Here is a 21,345-nt window from a genome sequence, read left to right as displayed (position 1 = left end):
CCGATCAGATGCCGAGGTCGCCCTCGAACGCCGCCGCCTCGAGGCGGGTCTTGACCGCTCCCAGGAAGCGGGCCGCGTCGGCTCCGTCGATCACGCGGTGGTCGTACGAGAGCGCGAGGTAGACGTAGGAGCGCACCGAGATCGCATCCTTGCCGTCGACGGTCACGATGCCGGGCCGCTTGACGACGACACCCGTTCCGAGGATCGCGGTCTGGGGGAGGAACACGACAGGCGTGTCGAACAGCGCGCCACGCGAGCCGGTGTTCGTCAGCGTGAACGTTCCGCCGGCGAGCTCGTCGGGCTTCAGCTTGTTGTCGCGGGTGCGCGCGGCGAGATCGGCGATCTCGTGGGCGATCTGCGCCAGGTTCTTGGTCGCCGCGTCGCGCAGCACCGGCGTGAGCAGGCCACGCTCGGTGTCGACCGCGATGGAGAGGTTCTCGGTCGCGGGGTAGACGATCTGGTCGCCGTCCACCGTCGAGTTGACGACGGGGTACGCCTGCAGCGCCTCGGCGGCGGCGAGTGCGAAGAACGGCAGGAACGACAGCTTGTCGCCGGTCTTGGCCTGGAAGTCGCCCTTCACCTTGTCGCGGAAGGCGGCGAGCTTGGTGACGTCGACCTCCACGACGGAGGTCAGCTGCGCCGTCGACTGCATCGAGGCCACGGCGCGTTCCGCGAGGACCTTGCGCAGTCGCGACATCGGCTGCGTCGTACCGCGCAGCGGCGAGACCTCCAGCGGCGCGGGCGCGGCCGGTGCCGCGGCAGCGGGAGCGGCGGCCGCTTCGGCCGCCTTCAGGACGTCCTCCTTGCGGATGCGCCCGCCGACGCCGGTGCCCTTGACGGTGGAAAGATCCACGCCCTGCTGCTGCGCGAGACGGCGCACGAGCGGCGTGACGTACGCCACACCATCTGCGTCGTCGGCCGCAGGAGCCTGCGCGGCGGGCGCAGGAGCAGCAGCGGGGGCAGGAGCCGCCTGGGCGGGAGCCGTCGGTGCCGGCGCGGCCGGTGCCGGCGCGGCCGGTGCCGGCGCTGCCGGGGCTGCCGGGGCGGGAGCGGGCGTCTCGGCTGCCGGTGCCTGGGCCGGAGCCGGGGCAGCGGGAGCCGGCGCGGTAGCCGTGCCGGCCTCGCCGATTCGGGCGAGGGGCGACCCGACCGCGATCGTCTCGTCCTCCTGGACCAGGATCTCCTGGAGGACGCCGGCGAACGGCGACGGGATCTCGGTGTCGACCTTGTCGGTCGAGATCTCGAGAAGCGGCTCATCGACGGCGACGTCATCGCCGACCTGCTTGAGCCAGCGGGTGACGGTGCCTTCGGTCACGCTCTCGCCGAGCTCGGGCAGCACGACGTCCTTGCCTCCCGACGTGGTGGTGCCGGGAGCGGGGGCTTCGGCGGCCGGCGTCTCAGTCGCGGGAGCTTCGGCGGGAGCGGGAGCCTCGGCGGGCGCGGCTTCGGCAGCCGGCGCCTCCGACGCGGCAGGTTCCGCGGCGGCCTGCGGCGCGGGCGACTCGGCAGCTCCACTGCCGTCGCCGATCTTCGCGAGCACTGCGCCGACCTCGACGGTCTCGTCCTCCTGGACCAGGATCTCCTCGATCACACCGCTGACGGGGGAGGGGATCTCCGTGTCCACCTTGTCCGTGGAGATCTCGAGCAGGCCCTCGTCCGCCTGGACCGTGTCGCCGACCTTCTTGAGCCAGCGGGTGACCGTACCCTCTGTGACGCTCTCACCGAGAGCGGGGAGGACCACGGAAGTGCTCATGACGATGTCTCCTTCGGAATGGATATCGGATCTAGCTTAGTGATCGCGCGGTGCCCGAGCGTCAGAGCGCGTGGAGCGGCTTGCCGGCGAGAGCGAGGAAGGCTTCGCCGAGCGCCTCGCTCTGGGTGGGGTGCGCGTGGATGAACGGCGCGATGTCTTCGGGGTGCGCTTCCCAACCCACGGCCAGCTGGCCTTCGGTGATGAGTTCGCCGACACGATCGCCGGCGAGGTGAACGCCGAGCACAGGCCCGTCCTTCGCGCGCACGACCTTCACAAGGCCGCCCGTGCCAATGATCTCGCTCTTTCCGTTGCCCGCGAGGTTGTACTCGTAGGCGACCACGGCGTCGGCGCCGTGCGCCTCGACCGCCTGAGCCTCGGTGAGCCCCACCGAGGCGACCTCGGGATGGCTGTAGGTGACCTTCGGGATCTGCGTGTCGGGGATCACGACCGGATCGAGACCGGCGATCTCCTCGGCGACGAAGATGCCCTGCTGGAAGCCGCGGTGAGCGAGCTGCAGACCGGGCACGATGTCGCCCACGGCCCACACGTGGTCGACGCCGGTGCGCAGGCGCTCGTCGGTGACGACGAAGCCGCGGTCGATCGTGACACCGGCCTCTTCGAAGCCGAGGCCCGCGGTCGCAGGTCCTCGCCCGACCGCGACGAGCAGGAAGTCGGCCTCGAAGGCCTTGCCGTCCTCGAGGGTCACGGTGACGGCGTCCGCGGTCTGCGTCGCCGCCTGGAACCGGACCCCGAGCGAGTACTGGATGCCCCGGCGGCGGAAGGCCCGCTCGAGCGCCTTGCTCAGCGCGACGTCCTCGTTCGGCACCAGGTGGTCGAGGGCTTCGACGATGGTGACCTCCGCGCCGAACGAGCGCCAGACGCTCGCGAACTCGACGCCGATGACGCCCCCGCCGAGGATCACGACGCTGCGCGGGATCTCGTCGAGCTCGAGCGCGTGCTCGCTGGTGAGGATGCGGCCGCCGATCTCGAGCCCCGGGAGCGTGCGGCTGTAGGAGCCGGTCGCCAGCACGACGTCGGTGCCGTGGTAGACGTCCTCGCCCACGCGCACGGCGAGCCCCGACTCGAGGCGACCCTCGCCCGGCACGACGGTGATGCCGCGTGCCTTGACGAGCCCTTCCAGCCCCTTGTACTTCTTCGCGACGATGCCTTCACGATAGGCCCGCACGCCCGCCGGGTCGATGCCGTCGAAGGACGCGCGGATGCCGATGGCCGAGGCATCCCGTGTCGTGTCGGCCACCTCCGCCGCATGCAGCAGCGCCTTCGTCGGGATGCAGCCGCGGTGCAGGCACGTGCCGCCGACCTTGTCCTTCTCGATGAGGGCGACGGACTTGCCGAGCTCAGCGGCGCGCAGGGCCGCGGCGTACCCGCCGCTGCCTCCGCCGAGGACGACGAGGTCGAAGGTGTGGTCGGTCATCGTGACTCCTCTGTCATGACGAAGCGGATGAGGCTGCGCACGGTCGCCGCGGTGGGACCCTTGTCGGTGTAGCCGAACGCGCTCTTGGTGTTGCCGGCACCGGCGATGTCGAGGTGCACCCACGGGATGCGCGGCGCCTCGGCGTCCCCTCCGATGCGCCCGACGAAGTGGCGCAGGAACAGGCCTGCGAACAACGATCCGCCGGCGGGGTCGCCGATCTTGGCGTTCTGCAGGTCGGCGATGGGGGAGTCCAGCTCCTCCACCATGTGGGCGGGCAGCGGCAGCCGCCACGCGAGCTCGCCCGCGTCCTCGGCTGCGGCGAGGTATGCGGCGGTCGCCTCATCGTCGCCCATCACGCCGACGTGGCGCGTGCCGAGGGCGATCGTGATGGCCCCCGTGAGGGTCGCGATGTCGACGATCACATCGGGGTCCTCGCGACTGGCGGCGGCGAGGCCGTCGGCGAGGACGAGGCGGCCCTCGGCGTCGGTGTTGAGCACCTCGACCGTCGTGCCGTCGAGCATGCGCAGCACGTCTCCCGGCCGCGTGGCGCGGCCGGAGGGCATGTTGTCGGCGATGCACAGCCACGCCGTGATCCTGACGGGTGCGCCGACGGATGCCGCGGCCCGGAGCACGCCGAGCGCGGTCGCGGCGCCGGCCATGTCGTACTTCATGCCGACCATGGAGGCTGCGGGCTTGAGCGAGAGCCCGCCGGTGTCGAAGGTGATGCCCTTGCCGACGAGGGCGACGTGGCGGGAGGATCCGGCGGGTGCGTAGTCGAGGCGGACGAGTCGCGGAGGGCGATCCGAGCCCTGGCCGACGCCGAGGATCCCGCCGTACCCCTGCTCGGCGAGCGCCGTCTCGTCGAGGATCTCGACCGTGACGGGCAGCTCCGACACCGCTTCCGCGGCGCGCTCGGCGAAGTCCGCCGGTCCGAGCCATTCGGCCGGCGTCGAGACGAGGTCCTTCACCAGTGCGACGGCGGCCGCGGTCTCGGAGACGAGGCGCAGCGCGCGGTCGTCGGGCTCGGCGGTTCCGTGGACGATGACGTGTGCGGCCCGGGGCTTGGGCGCCTCGGTCTTGTAGCCGTCGAACCGGTAGCCGCCCAGTGCCGCGCCTTCGGCGATGGCCGTCCAGTCCGCGGGCTCGGCGTACGGCGCCGCGACGGCGACGGTCGCGAACCCGGTGAGGGTGCGGATGCCGGCGCCGACGGCGTCGCGCAGGGCTGAGGCATCCGGTGCGGCACCCGTACCCACGACGGCGAGGGGCCGCGTGGTGCTCTCGGGCGCGTGGACGCGCACGAGCGACCCGTTGCCGCCGGTGAACCCCACCGCGAGGAGCGCATCGCGCAGTCCCGGCCACTCCGCCAGGTCGGGTGCGGTGTCGGCCTCGAGCGGGGGCAGCGCGAGGAGGATCGCGTCGGCGTCGGACTCTCGGACGGGGGTTGTGCGGTACTCGAGGTCGGGAAGCGACATGGTCTCCATCCTAGGGACGCGGGTGTTCGCTCTGAGCGCGACGGTCGCGACCCGGCGCGTCCGTACGGCTCGTAGCATTAGTCCATGCCCTTTCCCGGCCCGCTGTACGAGCGTGCGGCCTCCGCGCCGCCGGTGCCGCGCGGCTTGCCGCTCGTGATCGCCCTCACCGGATTCACGGACGCCGGCAGTGCCGTGAGCCGCCTGATCGAGTACTTCCGCGATGAACTGGCACCGACTCCGCTCGCCGTCTACTCGAACGACTCTCTCCTCGACTACCGTGCCCGGCGCCCGATCGTGGCGTTCGAGAAGGACCATCTGACGGACTATCGTCCGCAGCGCCTCGAGCTCTCGTTCGCGCACGACTCGCTCGGTCAGCCGTTCCTGCTGCTTGCGGGCTATGAGCCGGACTTCGGGTGGGACGCGTTCGCGGCATCCGTCGTCGCCTTCGCGGAGGCCTACGGCGTGTCCACGGTGACGTGGGTGCATGCCATCCCGATGCCGGTGCCCCACACGCGACCGATCGGCACGACGGTGAGCGGCACCCGCTCCGAGCTGACCGAGGCCCACTCGGTCTGGCAGCCGCACACCCAGGTGCCCGCAACGGCGGGCCATCTGCTCGAGTACCGGCTCGCTGAAGCGGGCGCGAGGATCGCGGGCTTCGTCCTGCTGGTGCCGCACTACCTCGGCGACACGGAGTACCCGGCCGCCGCCCTCGCCGCGCTCGACAGCCTCACCGCGGCGACCGGTCTGGTGTTCGCCGGTGAGGAGCTGCGCGAAGAGAACCGCGCCTATCTCGAGAAGGTCACCGAGCAGATCGAGGGCAGCGACGAGCTGGCGCGCATGGTGCAGGGCCTGGAGGAGCGCTACGACGCCTACATGGCCGGGTCCACTCTCGCGACCCCGATGATCCACACCGGCGATCTGCCGAGCGCGGATGAGCTGGCCGCCGAATTGGAGCGCTTCCTCGCGTCGCGTCCGGGCGACGACGACAAGCGCGGAGTCTGACGCTTCAGCTGACGCGGAATGCCGCGCCCACCGGGTGCGTTGTCTCTTTCGACGGAGGCGCGACGACCCAGACGGGGCGATGCTGGCGGCGCGCGGCAAGTATGAGATACTGGATGCTCTGACCCGTTGTCAACCGTCTTCGTGGGTTTCTCCGCGAGACGTGGACTTGACAAGGGTCTTACTAGTGTCCGAAACCGACCGGAGCGTGCACGGCACGTCGACCGGTGAAAGGCGAAACGTGACTCCAGGCACGAAGACCAAGGCCAGCACGGCCGCGAAGGACACCGAGAAGGACGAGGCGACCGCCACGGCAGCGACGAAGAAGGCCGCGCCGAAGGCCAAGGCCCAGCCGGCCTCCAAGGCGAAGGCTGCGCCGAAGACGGCGTCCAAGCGCGGTGCGAAGGCTGACGAAGAGTTCGAGGACGACGTCGAGGAGCTCGACGACGACGTCGAACTCGTCGCCGACGACATCGAGGCTGACGCCGCCGACGACACCGAAGCTGCTCCCGCGAAGACCGGCGGCAAGGCTGCCGCGGACGACGCCCACGCGACCGACGACGAGGAAGAGGACGAGGAGAGCACCAAGCCGGCGTTCACCGAGCCGCTCCCGACCGGTGCGATCGTCATCTCGTCGAGCGACGAGGACGACATCCCCGTCTACTCCACGCAGATCACCGGCGCGACCGCCGACCCTGTCAAGGACTACCTGAAGCAGATCGGCAAGGTCCCGCTGCTGAACGCGGCCGAAGAGGTCGAGCTCGCGATGCGCATCGAGGCGGGACTGTTCGCCGAGGAGAAGCTCTCGCACATGTCGGCGGCCGAGAAGTCGTCGCAGCTGGGGCTGGACCTGCAGTGGGTCGCCCGTGACGGCCAGCGCGCGAAGAGCCACCTGCTGGGCGCGAACCTGCGCCTGGTCGTGTCGCTCGCCAAGCGCTACACCGGCCGTGGCATGCAGTTCCTGGATCTCATCCAGGAGGGCAACCTCGGTCTCATCCGCGCGGTCGAGAAGTTCGACTACACCAAGGGATTCAAGTTCTCGACGTACGCGACGTGGTGGATCCGTCAGGCGATCACGCGCGCGATGGCCGACCAGGCGCGCACCATCCGCATTCCGGTGCACATGGTCGAGGTCATCAACAAGCTGGCCCGCGTGCAGCGGCAGATGCTCCAGGACCTGGGCCGTGAGCCCACGCCGGAAGAGCTGAGCCGCGAGCTCGACATGACCCCTGAGAAGGTCATCGAGGTGCAGAAGTACGGGCGCGAGCCCATCTCGCTGCACACGCCGCTCGGCGAAGACGGAGACAGCGAGTTCGGCGACCTCATCGAGGACACCGAGGCCGTCGTGCCGGCCGATGCCGTCGGGTTCACGATGCTGCAGCGTCAGCTGGAGTCGCTCCTCGATTCGCTCTCGGAGCGCGAGGCGGGCGTGATCCGCATGCGCTTCGGGCTCGGTGACGGCCAGCCCAAGACGCTCGACCAGATCGGCGACACGTTCGGCGTCACGCGAGAGCGGATCCGCCAGATCGAGTCGAAGACGATGGCCAAGCTCCGGCATCCGTCCCGGTCGCAGTCCCTCCGGGATTACCTGGAGTGAGCGAGGCGGACGCCCCGGCTCCCCGGAAGCCGGGACTGCGGTACGTCGTGCCCGTCCTCGCCGGCAAGCTCGCGCGCTTCGCCACGCGGTTGCGCGGCGGGGGGTCGGCGTTCCCCGGCTACCTGACGAACCGGATGTCGCCGACGCTGCTGCCGACGCTCGCCGGTCAGTTCGGTCACGGGGTGGTGTTCGTGCTGGGCTCGAACGGCAAGACCACGACGACTCACATGATCAGCGAGGTGCTGCGCGCCCACGGACTGAACGTGTTCACGAACCCGACCGGGGCGAACCTGCCGCAGGGCGTCACGAGCGCGATGCTCGCCGAGGCCACGCTCACCGGTCGCGTCCGCGCGGATGTGGCGGTGCTCGAGGTCGACGAGGGCTTCGCGGCGGACCTGGCCGATCGGCTCTCGCCTTCGATCATCGTCTCGCTGAACGTCCAGGTCGATCAGCTCTACCGCTTCTTCGAGACGGAGCGCGTGGCCGACATGATGCTGGATGCCTCGACCCGCGCGTCGGCGCACGTCATCGTCAATCGCGACGATCCCTATCTGTCGAAGATCGACGAGAGCGCGATGCGCGCCCCGGTGTCGTACTTCGGCGTCGCTCCCGAGCTCGTTGCGGCCTCGGCGCACGGCCTGGCCAACGCCGCCGACCTGCGCAGCGGTGAGTTCGGCGCCACCCACCACGATGCCTTCGCCGAAGTGACGGCCGTCAACGGCCGCGATGTCGCCGTGGCCGTCGGCGGCACGGCGCTCGACATCCGCATCCCCGCGCGCGGGATGCATTACGCCGCGGACGCCGCGGCGGCCCTGGCCGTGGCCGCAGGCATGCTCGGCGAAGACTTCCGCCCCGCCGACGCCGCCGCCGGCTTCGCCCGCATGGCGCCGGCGTACGGGCGCGGCGAGGTCGTTCCGCTGCGCACCGACCCGGCGGGCGAGCAGGTCGAGTTCGTGATGTTCAAGAACGGCCCGAGCCTGCAGATGAACCTCGACGCCCTCGACGGGTCGCCCGAGCGCCTGCTCATGGCGATCGATGAGGGCACCCCGGACGTGTCGTGGCTGTACGACGTGGATCTCGACGCGATCGAGCGGGTGGACGTCGTCGCGGGTGAGAAGGCCTACCAGCTCGCGCTGCGACTGGAGCACGCGGGCATTCCCATCGACCTCGTCGAACCCGACATGGAGAAGGCGGTCGCCCACATGCGCGGCCTCGCACCGACCGCCGCGGGACGCCAGACGTGGTTCGTCAACTACGAGCTCATGTTCGTGGGCCGTCGCCTGCTCGGGCACGGCGACCAGGAGGTCGCGCGCCGCTCGGCGCGCCGCGACAAGGCGGATCGGGGGCCACGATGAACGAACCGCTTCGCATCGCGCAGCTGTACCCCGACGAGCTCGGCATCACCGGCGACCGCGGCAACGTGCTCGCACTGCAGGCGCGCTGGGAGCGCGCCGGTGGCGTCACCGAGCATGTGCTGGTCGCGCGGGGCGAGGCGATCCCGGGGGACGCCGATGTCGTGGTGATCGGCAACGGCCCGCTGTCGGCCATGCGACTGGTGCTGCCCGACCTGCGCGAGAAGGCCGCCGAGCTGGAGGCCCTCGTGGCCGCCGGCACGCCGCTGCTCGCGGTGGGCGGGGGAGCGGAGCTGCTCGGCGACGGCGTCGAGACGCTCGACGGCGAGAAGCTCGACGGCGTGGGGGTCTTTCCGATCCGCGTGCGCCGGGTCCGCGAGCGACGCGTGGGCTATGTCGTCGCCGACGCCTCCCACGGCCGCCTGGTCGGCTTCGAGGACCACGCGTCGGAGTGGGTGCTCGCCGACGGCGCGGTTCCCTATGGCACCGTGACGGCGGGCAAGGGATCCTTCGCGCACGGGCAGGGCCGCGGCGAGGGAGTGACCCGCGGCAATGCCTACGCGACGAACGTGCAGGGCCCCGCGCTCCCGCTCAATCCGCAGCTGACCGACGCCCTCCTGGTCGCCGCCGCTGCGCGGCGTGGGGGCGACTACCGCACGGGCGACGCGCACGCCGGGATCGACCGCCTCGCGGCGGGTGCGCGGGACGCGATCGTCACGCGCGCCGGCAAGGTGTTCAACTCGATGGGCGTGTGAGGCGCCCGGATTCGCCGTACCGCCGTCCTAGGGTGGAGAGCATGATCGTGGCCGAGCCGCGCCCGAGCGCGCCACTGGTGCGCGTGTCGCGCTCCGCGCTGGTCGAGAACCTGCGGACTGCTCTCGCGTCGCAGCCCGGTGCCGCCGTCGACGTGCGGCGCGATGCGTGCGGACACGGGGCGCGGCTGGTCGCGGACGCCGCCCGGGAGGCGGGGGTCGTCGACGTCCTGGCCGATGAGGGCGACTCGCATGACCCGACGCGGCACGCCGTCCTCGAACCCGAGGCCGTGTTCGGACTGTGTGGACGCGGCACGCCGGCCCTCGCTCTCACTGCGCCGGTGCTCTCGGTCAAGCCGCTGCTCGCCGGCGAGGGAGTGTCGTACGGCTACCTCCACCGCGCCGTAGACGACACGCGCGTCGCCCTTGTGTCGGGAGGCTACGCCCACGGCGTCGCGCGCGCGATCGGCGGGCACGCGACGGTGCGCATCGGTGCGGCGGAATTCCCGATCATCGGTCGCGTCGCCATGGACGTGTGCGTCGTCGACGTCGGGGATGCGGATGTCGCCCCCGGCGACCGTGCGGTCTTCCTGGGCCCCGAACATCCCGGGGCCGCGGCAGCGTGGGCTCGCGCGAGCGGGTGGACGGAGCTCGAGCTCGTCGCATCGGTCGGGCTGCACGTCGCGCGGGAGGTGGCGCCGTGAACGCCGAGCTGCGGGTCGATCTGGACCGATTCCGGAAGAACGTCGGCGCCGTCCGCGCCCGGATGGCGCCGGCCGAGGTGCTCGTCGTCGTGAAGGACGACGCCTACGCTCTCGGTGTCGAGCCGATCGTGCGCGCGGCGCTCGAGGCCGGGGCGTCCTGGTTCGGAGCGCTGGACCCGGCCAGCGCGCTGCGCGCGAAGGCGGTCACGGGGGACCGCGCGCGGGTCTTCGCGTGGCTGACCCTCGGGGTCGAGGAGGCGGAAGAGGCACTCACGGCCGGTCTCGAGCTCGGTGTCGGAGACGCAGAATACCTCGAACGCGTTGCGGAGGCCGCGGCGCGAACCGGCCGTCCGGCCACCGTGCACCTCAAGATCGACACCGGGCTGCACCGCAACGGCGTGCGGCCCGAGCAGTGGCCGGCCGTGGTGGCGCGGGCTGTCGAGCTGGAGCGATCCGGACGCCTGCGCGTCGCCGGCATCTGGAGCCACATCGCCGAGGCCGGCGACGCCGACGACGACGCCGCGCGGGCGGAGTTCGACGCAGCCGTCGCATCCGCCCGTCGCGCCGGGCTCACGCCCGAGGTGCGACATCTGGCCGCCAGCGCCGCGGCATGGCACCGCCTCGAGTTCCGCTACGAACTCGTGCGCGTCGGTGCGTTCTGCTACGGCATCCGCTCCGCGGGCGGCCCGAGCCTGGACGGAATCGAGCCGGTCGCGGCCCTCGTGGCGCGAGTCGTGCGTGCGACGGCGGACCGCGTGACGATCGGCATCGGATCCGTGGACGGTGTGCCGTCCACGCTCGCCGGTCGCATCAGCGTCTCGACGCCCGCAGGCCGGCGTGCGCTTCTGAGGGTCGGCCTGTTCGACGCGGACGTCGCGGGCTGGCCCGGCGCCTCCGCCGGCGACGAGGTCGCGGTGTTCGGGGCGCCGGCGGAGGACGGGGCGCCGAGCCCCACCGACGTCGGCGAAGCGGTCGGAACCGTGGGTGAGGAGCCCCTGCTGCGCGTCTCTCCGCTCATCCCGCGCGTGTACAGCGGCTGACGGCGAGGGCGATGTGAGAAACGACGACGGCGCCCACCGGAGGATCCGGATGAGCGCCGTGAGGGCCGGGGATCAGGCCTGAAGTCGTTCGGTCTCGTCGTGCCAGGACGTGGCGACCGCGCGCAGCTTCTCTTCGTACTTGCGGCCGTGGTGGGCGCAGAAGAGCAGCTCGCTGCCGTTGACCTCGGCCGCGATATAGGCCTGGGCTCCACACGAATCGCACCGGTCCACCGCTGTGAGGCGGTGTTCGAGGACGGCGGCGTTCTCCGTGGGTGTCGAAAGCGTGGTCATCTCGTTCCCTCCTCGTATGCGTAGAACTCCGTTGCGGTCATGAAATACAACCACGGCCAGGATGCGAGAATGCCGCGAACCGGGGACATTTCGCTGAGCGCGTACGCGCGCCCTCGGAGGAGCGTGTCGACCCGGCGTCCTGCAGGCCCGCGATTACGATGGGAGATTGTGACCGCCGAGTATTCTGCCCATCATCTCCAGGTGCTCGAGGGACTCGAGGCGGTCCGCAAGCGCCCCGGAATGTACATCGGCTCGACCGACTCCCGGGGTCTCATGCACTGCCTGTGGGAGATCATCGACAACTCCGTCGACGAAGCGCTGGCCGGGCACGGATCCCGGATCGACATCGTGCTGCACGCCGACGGCAGCGTCGAGGTCCGGGACCGCGCGCGCGGGATCCCGGTCGACATCGAACCGCGCACCGGACTCTCGGGCGTGGAGGTGGTCTTCACCAAGCTGCACGCGGGCGGCAAGTTCGGCGGCGGCTCGTATGCGGCATCCGGCGGTCTGCACGGGGTCGGGGCATCCGTTGTCAACGCGCTCTCGGAGCGCCTCGACGTCGAGGTCGACCGCGGCGGCAAGACGTGGGCGATGTCGTTCCACCGCGGCGAGCCCGGCATCTTCTCCAACGGCAGCCCTGATTCGGCCTTCACGCCGTTCGAGGAGCGGAGCGAGCTCCGCGTCGCAGGCCGCGCGCCGAAGGGCGTCACCGGCACGCGCATCCGCTACTGGGCGGACCGTCAGATCTTCACGAAGGATGCCGCGTTCAACCTCCAGGAGCTCGAGCAGCGCGCGCGGCAGACCGCGTTCCTCGTCCCCGGACTCGAGATCGTCATCCGCGACGAGCGTGCCGAATCCACTGCTGAGACAGGCGCTCCGGTCGAGACCAGCTACCGCTTCGACGGCGGCATCTCGGAGTTCGCCGACTACCTCGCCCCCGACGCCGCATTGACCGACACGTGGCGCCTCACCGGGTCGGGCACCTTCACCGAGACCGTGCCGGTGCTGCAGCCGACCGGCGCGATGGTCCCCACCGAGGTGGAGCGCGAGTGCCACGTAGACATCGCAGTGCGGTGGGGCACGGGCTACGAGACGGTCTCGCGGTCGTTCGTCAACATCATCGCGACGCCCAAGGGCGGCACGCACCAGCAGGGCTTCGAACAGGCCCTCATGAAGGTGCTCCGCACCCAGGTGGAGCAGAACGCGCGCCGCCTCAAGGTCGGCAACGACAAGCTCGAGAAGGACGACATCCTCGCGGGCCTCACGACGGTGCTCACCGTCCGGGTCCCCGAGCCGCAGTTCGAGGGCCAGACGAAGGAGGTCCTGGGCACTCCCGCGGTGCGTCAGATCGTCGCGAACGTCGTCACGCGCGAGCTCACCGCCCGCTTCACCTCGTCGAAGCGGGACGACAAGGCGCAGACCTCGCTCCTGCTCGACAAAGTCGTCTCCGAGATGAAGGCGCGCATCTCGGCGCGCACCCACAAAGAGACGCAGCGCCGCAAGAACGCCCTCGAATCCTCGTCCCTTCCCGCGAAGCTCGCCGACTGCCGCTCGAACGACGTCTCGGAGTCGGAGCTGTTCATCGTCGAGGGGGATTCGGCGCTCGGCACGGCGAAGCTGGCGCGCAACAGCGAATTCCAGGCCCTGCTGCCGATCCGCGGCAAGATCCTCAACGTTCAGAAGGCGTCGATCAGCGACATGCTCTCGAACGCGGAATGCGCGGCCATCATCCAGGTCATCGGAGCAGGATCGGGCCGCTCCTTCGATCTCGAGGCCGCCCGCTACGGCAAGATCATCCTGATGAGCGACGCCGACGTCGACGGTGCGCACATCCGGACCCTGCTGCTGACGCTCTTCTTCCGGTACATGCGCCCGCTCATCGAGGAGGGCCGCGTATTCGCGGCGGTACCGCCGCTGCATCGCGTGGTCGTGATGAACCCGGGCTCCAAGCCGAACGAGACGATCTACACCTACTCCGAACAGGAGCTGCACGGCCTGCTCGCCAAGCTCACCAAGGCCGGCAAGCGCTGGCAGGAGCCGGTGCAGCGGTACAAGGGCCTCGGTGAGATGGACGCCGATCAGCTGGCCACGACGACGATGGATCGCGCAGGCCGCACGCTCCGCCGCGTGCGGATGCAGGATGCCGAGGCGGCGGCATCCGTCTTCGAGCTGCTCATGGGGACCGACGTCGCACCCCGGCGCGAGTTCATCGTCGACTCCAGCGGCCGCCTCGCGCGCGAGCGCATCGACGCCTAGCGAGCGAAGCGAGTCGTAACGCGGCTCGCGTGCGGCTCCGGGCGTCTCGTCTCGCTCGCTGGCGTCGAAGCCGACGTCCGGCGTCAGCGGACGCCGGTTCCGACCGCGCCGACGACCGCGTCGAGCGCCGTGCCCGACGCGTCGCGCTTGGCGCCGGAGGCCGGTAGAGTGCGCGTCGACCCGTCCGTCCCCACGGCCCGGGGCTCGGTGCCGACCCACGCCACGGTCACGGCGTCCTCGCCCTTCAGGAAGCGCTGGGCGCGCACCCCGCCGGTCGCACGGCCCTTCGCAGGGAACTCGCTGAACAGCGAGACCTTCGCGCTGCCGGCGTCCGTTCCGGGGATCGCGGTCGTCGAGCCGGCCACCGTCACGACGACGGCATCGAACTCAGAAGGGCCGACCACGTCGAACGAGACGACGTGAGCGCCGTCACTGAGACGGATGCCGGCCATGCCGCCCGCGGAACGCCCCTGCGGGCGCACCGACGACGCGTCGAACCGCAGCAGCTGTGCATCGCTCGCGACGAACACGAGTTCGGCGCCATCCGAGGCGGGGGCGGCGCCGACCACGCGGTCGCCGTCCTTGAGGGCGATGACCTCGATGTCGTGCTTGGTTCCGAGCTCCGAGGCGGCCACGCGCTTGACCACGCCCTGGAGCGTGCCGAGTGCGATGGGCGGGGCATCCGTCAGCGGCACCAGCGCCACGACGTGCTCGCCGCCCGACAGGCCCAGATACTGGTCTGCGCGTGTGCCGGCCGCCAGCTGCACCGAGTTGCCCGGCACGGACGGAAGATCGACGGGGGAGAAGCGCACCAGGCGCCCGGCGCTCGTGACGGCGCCGAGGTCTCCTCGCGTCGTCGCGTCGACGGCCGAGCGGATCGCGTCGTGCTTGGAGCGTCGCGCCGGAGGGACGATGCCGCCGGCGGGTGCCTCCGTCGAGAGCTCGGCGCGGACCATGCGCCCTGTCGCCGAGAGGAACACCCGGCAGGGGGCGTCCGCGATCTGCAGGTCGGCCGCCGCTGCGGCCGCACGCGAGCGCGGCACGACCGGTCCGCCGTTCATCAGCAGCGTCCGCCGGGGTGTGCCGAAGGCCTCGGCCGCGGCATCCAGCTCACGCGCGACCTGGGCGCGCAGCAGCACGTCGCTCCCGAGCAGCTCCTCGAGCTGTGCGATCTCGGCCTTGAGGTTGTCGCGCTCGGTCTCGAGCTCGATCCGCGAGAACCTCGTGAGGCGGCGCAGGCGCAGCTCGAGGATGTACTCGGCCTGGGGCTCCGACAGATCGAACACGTCGATGAGGCGCCCGCGCGCCTGTTCGCCGTCGTCGGAGGTGCGGATGACCTGGATGACCTCGTCGATGTCGAGGATCGCGATGAGGAGGCCTTCGACCAGGTGCAGGCGCTCCCTGCGCCGGTTGAGCCGGTGCTTGCTGCGACGCGTGACCACGCTGATGCGGTGGTCGAGGTAGACGCGCAGCAGCTCGCGGAGTCCGAGGGTCTGCGGCTGCCCCTCCACGAGGGCGACGTTGTTGATGCTGAACGAGTCCTCGAGCGGAGTGAGCCGGTAGAGGTGGTCGAGCACCGCCTGCGGATCGAAGCCGGTCTTGATGCCGATGACGAGGCGCAGGCCGTTGTGGCGGTCGGTCAGGTCGGTGACGTCGGAGATGCCCTGGAGCTTCTTCGCGTTGACGGCGTCCTTGATCTTCTCGATCACGCGCTCGGGGCCGACGAGGTACGGCAGCTCGGTGACGACGAGGCCGGTGCGGCGCGGGCCGAGCGATTCGATCGAGACCTTCGCGCGGGTGCGGAAGCTGCCGCGCCCGGTGGTGTACGCGTCCTTGATGCCGTCGAGCCCGACGATGATGCCGCCGCCGGGCAGGTCGGGGCCTGGGACGAATTCCATGAGCTCGTCGACGGTGGCGTCGGGGTTCTCGAGCAGGTGCGTCGCCGCGCCCACGACCTCGATGAGGTTGTGCGGCGCCATGTTCGTCGCCATGCCGACTGCGATGCCCGTCGTGCCGTTGACGAGGAGGTTCGGGAAGGCGGCCGGCAGCACCTCGGGCTGCTGGAACTGGCCGTCGTAGTTCGGGATGAAGTCGACGACGTCCTCGTCGAGGTTCTCGGTGAGCGCGAGCGCGGATGCCGCGAGGCGGGCCTCGGTATAGCGGGGCGCAGCCGGCCCGTCATCGAGCGAGCCGAAGTTGCCATGGCCGTCGACCAGCGGCACGCGCAGCGAGAACGGCTGCGCGAGGCGCACGAGCGCGTCGTAGATGGGTGCGTCGCCGTGCGGGTGCAGCTTGCCCATGACCTCGCCGACGACGCGAGCGCTCTTGACGTGCCCGCGGTCGGGCCGCAGGCCCATGTCGGCCATCTGGAAGAGAATGCGCCGCTGCACCGGCTTGAGTCCGTCGCGCGCATCGGGCAGCGCGCGCGAGTAGATGACGGAGTACGCGTACTCGAGGAAGGACGTCTGCATCTCGGACGAGACGTCGACATCCTCGATGCGGCCGTGGTCGGCGGGTGCGGAGTCGGTGCGGGAAGCGGGCATAGACGTGTGAAGCCTCGGGTGACGGCGGAGCGGAAGGGCGGATCAGCGGTGTGCGAGACTGGCCCCGATGTCCCTCAGCCTACCCGTGGACCCGCCCCGAGCCCGGAGCCTGACCCGTGTCGTGCCCGAGATGGCGGCGGCGCTCGACGGCAGCTCGGAGTGGCTGCCCCCGGCCCGGAGCGCGATCGTGTGGGTCATCGATGGACTGGGGGCGCACAACCTGGCGGCGCGGGCGGGGCATGCGCGCTTCCTCTCGGAGGCACGCGCGAAGAAGGACGCGGCACGCACGGTCTTCCCATCGACGACCGCTGCGGCCCTGACGAGCCTGCTGACGGGCACCATGCCCGGCCAGCACGGCATCGTGGGGTATCGGGCGCGCGTCCCGGGCACCGACGATGTGGTCAACCAGCTCCGCGGCTGGGAGACCGACGGACTCCCGCTGTCGTTCCAGCGGGCGCGTCCGCTGGCCGACACTCTCCGCCGGCCGTTCTTCTCCGTCTCACGCGACGAGTACGCGGGCACCGGGTTCACGGCGGTCACGCTGGGCGACGCAGAGTTCCACGGCGCCGACGACCTCGACGCACGCGTGCGGGTCGCCGCCGACCTCGCGGCGCGGCATCCCGGATCGCTCACCTACCTCTACGCGCCGGAGCTCGACTCCATCGGTCACAAGCGCGGCTGGGAGTCCGACGAGTGGGTCGCGATGCTGGAGCGGGTGGATGCCGCGGCACGGTCGCTGTCGTCGGCTCTGGCACCGGGGACCGGCGTGCTGGTGACGAGCGACCACGGCATGATCGACGTCCCGCGCCACCGACACGTGCTGCTCGCCGAAGGGGACCCGCTGCTCGATGGTGTGCGCCTCATCGGCGGCGAGCCGCGGATGCTGCATCTCTACGCCGAGTCTGGGGCCGCGAGCGCCGTGCTCGCGCGATGGCGGGACGGGGAAGGCGGCCGGTCCTGGGTGCTGTCGCGCCGTGAGGTCGTCGAGTCCGGGCTGATGGGCGTAGTGGACCCCGCCGTCTCGGAACGGATCGGCGATGTCGTCGTCGCCCCACGTGCGGGGATCGCCTACTACGACGACCGGCTCGCCGACAAAGCACCGCAGAAGATGGTGGGGCAGCACGGATCGCTCACCGACGAGGAGCGCCTCGTCCCGCTCATCCGGCTGGGCGCATTCGCCCTGTCCCGGTGACTCAGTCGTCGGCGCGTGCGCCGAAGACGATCTCGTCCCACGACGGCATCGAGGTGCGTCCCTTGCGCCGGCCCGCTTCGGCCACGGCGGGCGACGACGGCTGATAGTCGGTCGGCTCGGGCTGCTCCTCTGCCGGGGCGTCGTCGTATCCCGGCTCGAGAGCGTCGAACAGGGCGACCGGAGCCGAACCACGGGCACCCGTGGCGGCCTCCTCCGAACCGGGCAGCGGCTCACGCTGGCCGCGGCGGCGCCGCAGGGCCTCGAGCAGGTCGGCGGTCTCGGCCGAGGTCACCGTCGGCTCCTCCGCGCGCTTGATCGCCGCCTCCTGCACCGCCGGGGCGGCGGGAGCAGGCAGGTCGGGCGACTCGAGGTCCGCGTCCGGCAGCCGGCGAGGCCCGAAGGCGCCGCTGTCGAAGCGCGAGTCGTCCTTTGCGGGCACGACTTCGAGCGCGCGGAGCCGCGGGATGAGACCCTCCGGCAGCGAGCCCTGGCGGGAGAGCTGGATGGCGTCGTTGTTCAGAGGCGAGAGCGTGCTGCGCCGCGGGTCGAATCCCCACCGCGCGTCGTGGTCGACGTCGTTCGCCGCGAACTCGAGCTTGACGATCCAGCCCGTCGGCTCCTTCCAGCTCGTCCACCGCTCGCCGATGGCGCCGGCTTCGGCGAGCTTGGCGCGCACTGCGGATCCGAAGGTGGCGTGGCCGTCGCCTTCGAACTCGCCGCCCAGCAGCACGGGCACCGCGAGCGCCTGGCCGACGACGTGCTCGCGTTCGGCGAGCACCGGCCCCTCGAACCGGACGACGTCCTCGACGCGAGCCCCGAGGAGCTCAGCCACCTCGCGGGCGGACAGGCCGGCACGGATGTGCGACTGGATCTCGCGCGGGCTCGGGCGGGGCCCCTGCGTGTCGCCGTCGCGATCGCGGCGCGCCTTGCGCAGCTCGGCGCGCAGCACGTCGTCGACGTCGAGCGCGAATCTGTCTCCGGACTCGGTCGCCAGGATGAGCTTGTCGTCCTCGGTTCCGATGACCTTGAGCTGTTCCATGCGAACGCCTCCGCTTTTCCAGCCCGGCTCATGGCTGCGTGGTTCCGCCGGGCTCATGGCTGTCGATCCTGCCTGTGCGCCCATGGTGTCACAGCGCATCCCATGCGCCGGGAATATCGCGCGCGTGCCGCGAGTTTCACGCGAACGCACGCCGAGGACCTTTCTCTCGCGCATTTGCGAAAAGGGAGTCGGTCGTGCAAACTATCGCCGCCCGCAAGGGCGAGCGCAGCCCGCGATACCCGGAAGTTGAGATCTTCACGAATGGCCACCGATTACGACGCCCCCCGCAAGACCGAGGACGACAGCGAGTCGATCGAGGCTCTGAAGGAGCGCGTTCCCGACAAGCTCTCGGGCTCGGTCGATGTGGAGGACGCCGACAACCCGTCCGGCTTCGAGCTGCCGGGAGCCGACCTGTCGGACCTCGAGCTCGACGTCGTCGTGCTGCCGCCTCAGGAGGACGAGTTCACCTGTTCCAACTGCTTCCTGGTGAAGCACCGTTCGCAGCTCGACCACGAGACCGCCGACGGACCTATCTGCTCGGAGTGCTCCGCGTAGCCTGAGACCGCCGCACCGCGGCAGCCAGCCGATCCGGCGTCCGCGAGGAGATCACCCACGCGGTCGTCGGGTCGTCGGCATCGTTCAGCGGGATGACGACGACCCCGTCGATCCCCCCGCGGATGAGGTGCCACGAACGCGGGTCGAGTCCGGCACCGCGCGCATGGCGCGCGCCGTCACCGACGTGCACCTCCGGCTCGCCGAGATGACGGACGTCGATATGCGCGGGCCCGGCCCGCAGCTCGCCGTCACGGACCACCACCACCGGCGCGGCGGCGACGAGCAGGACGATGACGAGGATGCCGACGGCAGCCCCGATGAGGAGCCCCACGGTCGCGTCCACCGGCGTGAACACGAGGGCGGCCATCGGCGCCGCGACCGCGGCTGCGACCAGGATCCACAGGGAGGGCCCGAGCCGCTCGCGATAGACGTCCGAGCGGGCGCCCGCTGCCCTGGTACTGCGCGCTGTCTTCTGCATTACCCTCGTTGGGTGACTGAAACGGTGGACGTCCCCATTATCGCCCCCGACCTTCCCGCGTACGCGCACCCCGGAGACGCGGGCGCCGACCTCGTCGCCGCAGAAGCGGTGCGCCTGGAGCCCGGCCGGCGTGCACTCGTGGGCACCGGGGTGCGGATCGCGCTCCCCGAGGGTTACGTCGCCTTCGTGGTCCCGCGCAGCGGTCTTGCGGCGAAGCACGGCATCACCGTCGTCAACGCCCCCGGCACCGTCGACGCCGGCTACCGCGGCGAGATCAAGGTCATCCTGCTCAACACCGACACCGAGCAGCCGCACGACATCGCCGTCGGGGACCGGATCGCCCAGCTCATCGTCATGCCGGTGCCTCGTGCCCGCTTCATCCCCGTCGAGGCGCTGCCCGACAGCGCCCGGGGCGAGGGCGGGTTCGGATCCACCGGCTACCAGAAGGACAACAAGGACGGAGTCCTCGCATGACCGACCCCATATCCGCCGACGGGCCGCGCAAGGTCGCGCCGCAGGATCGCGGCACCGACGGACCCTTCGACGAGTCCGAGGCGAACCCGGTTCGTCCCTACATCGACCTCGGCGGCATCAAGATCCTGCCGCGCGAGGGGCTCAACCTGCGTCTCGAGGTCGAGGAGCAGACCAAGCGCATCGTGGCCGTCGGCCTCGACTACGCCGACTCGACGCTGCAGGTGCAGCCGTTCGCGGCGCCGCGTTCGGCGGGGCTGTGGGACGAGACGCGCGAGCAGATCCGCCAGCAGATCCGCCAGCAGGGCGGTCGTGTCGAGGAGCGCGAGGGACCGCTCGGACCTGAGCTCCTCGCCGAGGTCCCCGTCGTGGCGGGGCCCGAGGGCACCGCGGGCAAGCGCCTGGCGCGGTTCGTGGGCGTCGACGGGCCGCGCTGGTTCCTGCGCGGAGTCATCGGCGGAGCAGCGACGAGCGACATCGAGGCGGCCGCCAAGGTCGAGGACCTCTTCCGCTCGATCGTGGTGGTGCGCGGCGGCTCCCCGATGCCGCCCCGCGACCTCATCCCGCTGCGCATGCCGGCGACCCCGGGCGTCGCGTGAGCGACGACCCCCGTCCCGAGCGGGCGGAGCACGACGCGGATGCCGCGGCCGAGGCATCCGTTCCCCTCACGCCTCCTCCTGCCGAGCCGAGCGCGTCCGACATCCTCGGTGCGGCGCTGGGCGACGCCGCTCGGCGGGCAGGACTCGATCCGGCGGAGGGCAAGAGCACCGGGCACGTCGTCTGGTCGGCGATGGGCGGCTGGCGCGGCGTCCTGGAGTCGGTGCTCCCCGGTCTCGTGTTCATCGTCGTGTACACAGTGACGATCGATCCCGGCACCGGTGACGGCAATCTGTGGCTCTCGCTGGGCCTGTCCGTCGGGATCGCGCTCGTGTTCACGATCGTGCGCCTGATCGCGCGGCAGTCCGTCACCGCCGCGATCGGCGGGCTGGTGGCCGCCGGCGCGGCCGCGGCGTTCGCCGCGTTCACGGGTGAGGCGGGCAACAACTTCATCCCGGGCTTCATCACGAATGCGCTGTACGGCTCGGCGTTCCTCATCTCCGCGCTGGTCGGGTGGTCGCTCATCGGCCTCGCCGTCGGGTTCCTGATGGGGGAGGGCACCGCATGGCGTGCCGACAAGCGCAAGCGCCGTGCCTTCTTCTGGCTCGCGATCGCATGGGCTTCGCTGTTCGCGGCGCGCCTGCTCGTTCAGTTCCCGCTCTATCTCGCCGATCTCGCAGGCGAGCCCGGCGCCATCACCGCGCTCGGCACCCTCAAGCTCGTGATGGGGCTGCCGCTGTTCGCACCGCTCGTCGCCGTGACGTGGCTCGCCGTGCGGGCGCTCTATCCACGGTCGGCGAAGTGATATATTTATCT

19 protein-coding genes are annotated in these 21,345 nt (G+C 71.0%); 12 read left to right on the top strand and 7 right to left on the bottom strand.

The features are described 5' to 3' along the window. Positions 1 to 4: 4 nt before the first annotated feature. The 3 genes from sucB to AC3ANN_RS08625 all read right to left on the bottom strand — a co-directional run bounded on the left by sucB (position 5) and on the right by AC3ANN_RS08625 (position 4,660). Positions 5 to 1,753, bottom strand: coding sequence for a 2-oxoglutarate dehydrogenase, E2 component, dihydrolipoamide succinyltransferase (gene sucB / locus AC3ANN_RS08635; protein ID WP_488340566.1), 1,749 nt, complete (start codon positions 1,751 to 1,753; stop codon positions 5 to 7). 61 nt (positions 1,754 to 1,814) lie between these two features. Beyond that, on the bottom strand, positions 1,815 to 3,188 hold the full coding sequence (lpdA, locus tag AC3ANN_RS08630) for a dihydrolipoyl dehydrogenase (protein WP_488340565.1): 1,374 nt from the start codon (positions 3,186 to 3,188) through the stop codon (positions 1,815 to 1,817). Further along, complete coding sequence (locus AC3ANN_RS08625; protein WP_488340564.1) at positions 3,185 to 4,660, bottom strand: leucyl aminopeptidase; 1,476 nt, start codon at positions 4,658 to 4,660, stop codon at positions 3,185 to 3,187. The genes lpdA and AC3ANN_RS08625 overlap by 4 nt, the downstream gene beginning before the upstream one ends. Before the next feature lie 84 nt (positions 4,661 to 4,744). Between AC3ANN_RS08625 and AC3ANN_RS08620 the strand changes: the two genes are divergently transcribed. The 6 genes from AC3ANN_RS08620 (at position 4,745) to AC3ANN_RS08595 (ending at position 11,107) form a co-directional block, all read left to right on the top strand. Further along, positions 4,745 to 5,665, top strand: coding sequence for a PAC2 family protein (locus tag AC3ANN_RS08620; protein ID WP_488340563.1), 921 nt, complete (start codon positions 4,745 to 4,747; stop codon positions 5,663 to 5,665). Positions 5,666 to 5,903: 238 nt separating this feature from the next. Further along, positions 5,904 to 7,259, top strand: a complete 1,356-nt coding sequence (locus AC3ANN_RS08615) for an RNA polymerase sigma factor (protein WP_488340562.1) — start codon at positions 5,904 to 5,906, stop codon at positions 7,257 to 7,259. Then, the gene (locus tag AC3ANN_RS08610) at positions 7,256 to 8,614 is read left to right on the top strand and encodes a MurT ligase domain-containing protein (protein WP_488340561.1); all 1,359 of its coding nucleotides are present in this window, start codon (positions 7,256 to 7,258) and stop codon (positions 8,612 to 8,614) included. Before AC3ANN_RS08615 ends, AC3ANN_RS08610 begins: the two co-directional genes overlap by 4 nt. Further along, a complete protein-coding gene (locus AC3ANN_RS08605; RefSeq protein WP_488340560.1) occupies positions 8,611 to 9,366 on the top strand; it encodes a type 1 glutamine amidotransferase in 756 nt (251 codons plus the stop codon). Before AC3ANN_RS08610 ends, AC3ANN_RS08605 begins: the two co-directional genes overlap by 4 nt. Positions 9,367 to 9,407: 41 nt before the next feature. Beyond that, on the top strand, positions 9,408 to 10,067 hold the full coding sequence (locus tag AC3ANN_RS08600) for an alanine racemase C-terminal domain-containing protein (protein WP_488340559.1): 660 nt from the start codon (positions 9,408 to 9,410) through the stop codon (positions 10,065 to 10,067). Further along, positions 10,064 to 11,107 carry an alanine racemase gene (locus AC3ANN_RS08595; protein ID WP_488340558.1) on the top strand — a complete coding sequence of 348 codons (1,044 nt, stop codon included), beginning with the start codon at positions 10,064 to 10,066 and terminating at the stop codon, positions 11,105 to 11,107. Before AC3ANN_RS08600 ends, AC3ANN_RS08595 begins: the two co-directional genes overlap by 4 nt. 72 nt (positions 11,108 to 11,179) lie before the next feature. Here AC3ANN_RS08595 and AC3ANN_RS08590 read toward each other — a convergent pair whose 3' ends face one another. Continuing rightward, entirely contained in the window at positions 11,180 to 11,398 is a 219-nt protein-coding gene (locus tag AC3ANN_RS08590; protein ID WP_488340557.1) for a DUF7455 domain-containing protein, read from the bottom strand. A 168-nt stretch (positions 11,399 to 11,566) separates the two neighbouring features. On the opposite strand from AC3ANN_RS08590, the gene AC3ANN_RS08585 reads away from it, so the two are divergent. Further along, positions 11,567 to 13,654, top strand: coding sequence for a DNA gyrase/topoisomerase IV subunit B (locus AC3ANN_RS08585; RefSeq protein WP_488340556.1), 2,088 nt, complete (start codon positions 11,567 to 11,569; stop codon positions 13,652 to 13,654). A gap of 83 nt (positions 13,655 to 13,737) precedes the next feature. Here AC3ANN_RS08585 and AC3ANN_RS08580 read toward each other — a convergent pair whose 3' ends face one another. Then, positions 13,738 to 16,197 carry a DNA gyrase/topoisomerase IV subunit A gene (locus AC3ANN_RS08580; protein ID WP_488340555.1) on the bottom strand — a complete coding sequence of 820 codons (2,460 nt, stop codon included), beginning with the start codon at positions 16,195 to 16,197 and terminating at the stop codon, positions 13,738 to 13,740. Positions 16,198 to 16,264: 67 nt separating this feature from the next. On the opposite strand from AC3ANN_RS08580, the gene AC3ANN_RS08575 reads away from it, so the two are divergent. Continuing rightward, positions 16,265 to 17,389: an alkaline phosphatase family protein gene (locus AC3ANN_RS08575; protein ID WP_488340554.1), complete on the top strand. Its 1,125-nt coding sequence runs from the start codon at positions 16,265 to 16,267 to the stop codon at positions 17,387 to 17,389. Position 17,390: 1 nt separating this feature from the next. Here the strand turns inward: AC3ANN_RS08575 and sepH are convergent, their stop codons facing one another. Beyond that, positions 17,391 to 18,428 (bottom strand): septation protein SepH, encoded by a 1,038-nt coding sequence (sepH, locus tag AC3ANN_RS08570; protein ID WP_488340553.1) that lies wholly within the window; start codon positions 18,426 to 18,428, stop codon positions 17,391 to 17,393. Positions 18,429 to 18,689: 261 nt separating this feature from the next. Between sepH and AC3ANN_RS08565 the strand changes: the two genes are divergently transcribed. Further along, positions 18,690 to 18,983, top strand: a complete 294-nt coding sequence (locus AC3ANN_RS08565; RefSeq protein ID WP_488340552.1) for a DUF4193 domain-containing protein — start codon at positions 18,690 to 18,692, stop codon at positions 18,981 to 18,983. Here the strand turns inward: AC3ANN_RS08565 and AC3ANN_RS08560 are convergent. Beyond that, on the bottom strand, positions 18,958 to 19,461 hold the full coding sequence (locus tag AC3ANN_RS08560; protein WP_488340551.1) for a DUF3093 domain-containing protein: 504 nt from the start codon (positions 19,459 to 19,461) through the stop codon (positions 18,958 to 18,960). The genes AC3ANN_RS08565 and AC3ANN_RS08560 overlap by 26 nt on opposite strands. Before the next feature lie 12 nt (positions 19,462 to 19,473). Here AC3ANN_RS08560 and dut point away from each other — a divergent pair, with 12 nt between their 5' ends. Genes dut through AC3ANN_RS08545 form a run of 3 tightly spaced genes read left to right on the top strand, consistent with a single transcriptional unit; the run spans position 19,474 to position 21,334 of the window. Further along, positions 19,474 to 19,935 (top strand): dUTP diphosphatase, encoded by a 462-nt coding sequence (dut, locus tag AC3ANN_RS08555; RefSeq protein WP_488340550.1) that lies wholly within the window; start codon positions 19,474 to 19,476, stop codon positions 19,933 to 19,935. Then, on the top strand, positions 19,932 to 20,531 hold the full coding sequence (locus tag AC3ANN_RS08550) for a DUF3710 domain-containing protein (RefSeq protein ID WP_488340549.1): 600 nt from the start codon (positions 19,932 to 19,934) through the stop codon (positions 20,529 to 20,531). Before dut ends, AC3ANN_RS08550 begins: the two co-directional genes overlap by 4 nt. Further along, entirely contained in the window at positions 20,528 to 21,334 is an 807-nt protein-coding gene (locus AC3ANN_RS08545; protein ID WP_488340548.1) for a DUF3159 domain-containing protein, read from the top strand. Before AC3ANN_RS08550 ends, AC3ANN_RS08545 begins: the two co-directional genes overlap by 4 nt. Positions 21,335 to 21,345: the final 11 nt, after the last annotated feature.

This window comes from Microbacterium sp. STRO-2N (assembly GCF_057747775.1).
Note: the sequence above shows the minus strand (reverse complement) of the source record. Positions and strands in the feature narration are given on the sequence as shown.

Excerpts from the sequence above, each read along its gene's own strand:
- sucB (WP_488340566.1), bottom strand. The coding sequence starts at position 1,753 with ATGAGCACTTCCGTGGTCCTCCCCGCTCTCGGTGAGAGCGTCACAGAG.
- lpdA (WP_488340565.1), bottom strand. The coding sequence starts at position 3,188 with ATGACCGACCACACCTTCGACCTCGTCGTCCTCGGCGGAGGCAGCGGC.
- AC3ANN_RS08625 (WP_488340564.1), bottom strand. The coding sequence starts at position 4,660 with ATGTCGCTTCCCGACCTCGAGTACCGCACAACCCCCGTCCGAGAGTCC.
- AC3ANN_RS08620 (WP_488340563.1), top strand. The coding sequence starts at position 4,745 with ATGCCCTTTCCCGGCCCGCTGTACGAGCGTGCGGCCTCCGCGCCGCCG.
- AC3ANN_RS08605 (WP_488340560.1), top strand. The coding sequence starts at position 8,611 with ATGAACGAACCGCTTCGCATCGCGCAGCTGTACCCCGACGAGCTCGGC.
- AC3ANN_RS08600 (WP_488340559.1), top strand. The coding sequence starts at position 9,408 with ATGATCGTGGCCGAGCCGCGCCCGAGCGCGCCACTGGTGCGCGTGTCG.
- AC3ANN_RS08590 (WP_488340557.1), bottom strand. The coding sequence starts at position 11,398 with ATGACCACGCTTTCGACACCCACGGAGAACGCCGCCGTCCTCGAACAC.
- AC3ANN_RS08580 (WP_488340555.1), bottom strand. The coding sequence starts at position 16,197 with ATGCCCGCTTCCCGCACCGACTCCGCACCCGCCGACCACGGCCGCATC.
- AC3ANN_RS08575 (WP_488340554.1), top strand. The coding sequence starts at position 16,265 with ATGTCCCTCAGCCTACCCGTGGACCCGCCCCGAGCCCGGAGCCTGACC.
- sepH (WP_488340553.1), bottom strand. The coding sequence starts at position 18,428 with ATGGAACAGCTCAAGGTCATCGGAACCGAGGACGACAAGCTCATCCTG.
- AC3ANN_RS08565 (WP_488340552.1), top strand. The coding sequence starts at position 18,690 with ATGGCCACCGATTACGACGCCCCCCGCAAGACCGAGGACGACAGCGAG.
- AC3ANN_RS08560 (WP_488340551.1), bottom strand. The coding sequence starts at position 19,461 with ATGCAGAAGACAGCGCGCAGTACCAGGGCAGCGGGCGCCCGCTCGGAC.
- AC3ANN_RS08550 (WP_488340549.1), top strand. The coding sequence starts at position 19,932 with ATGACCGACCCCATATCCGCCGACGGGCCGCGCAAGGTCGCGCCGCAG.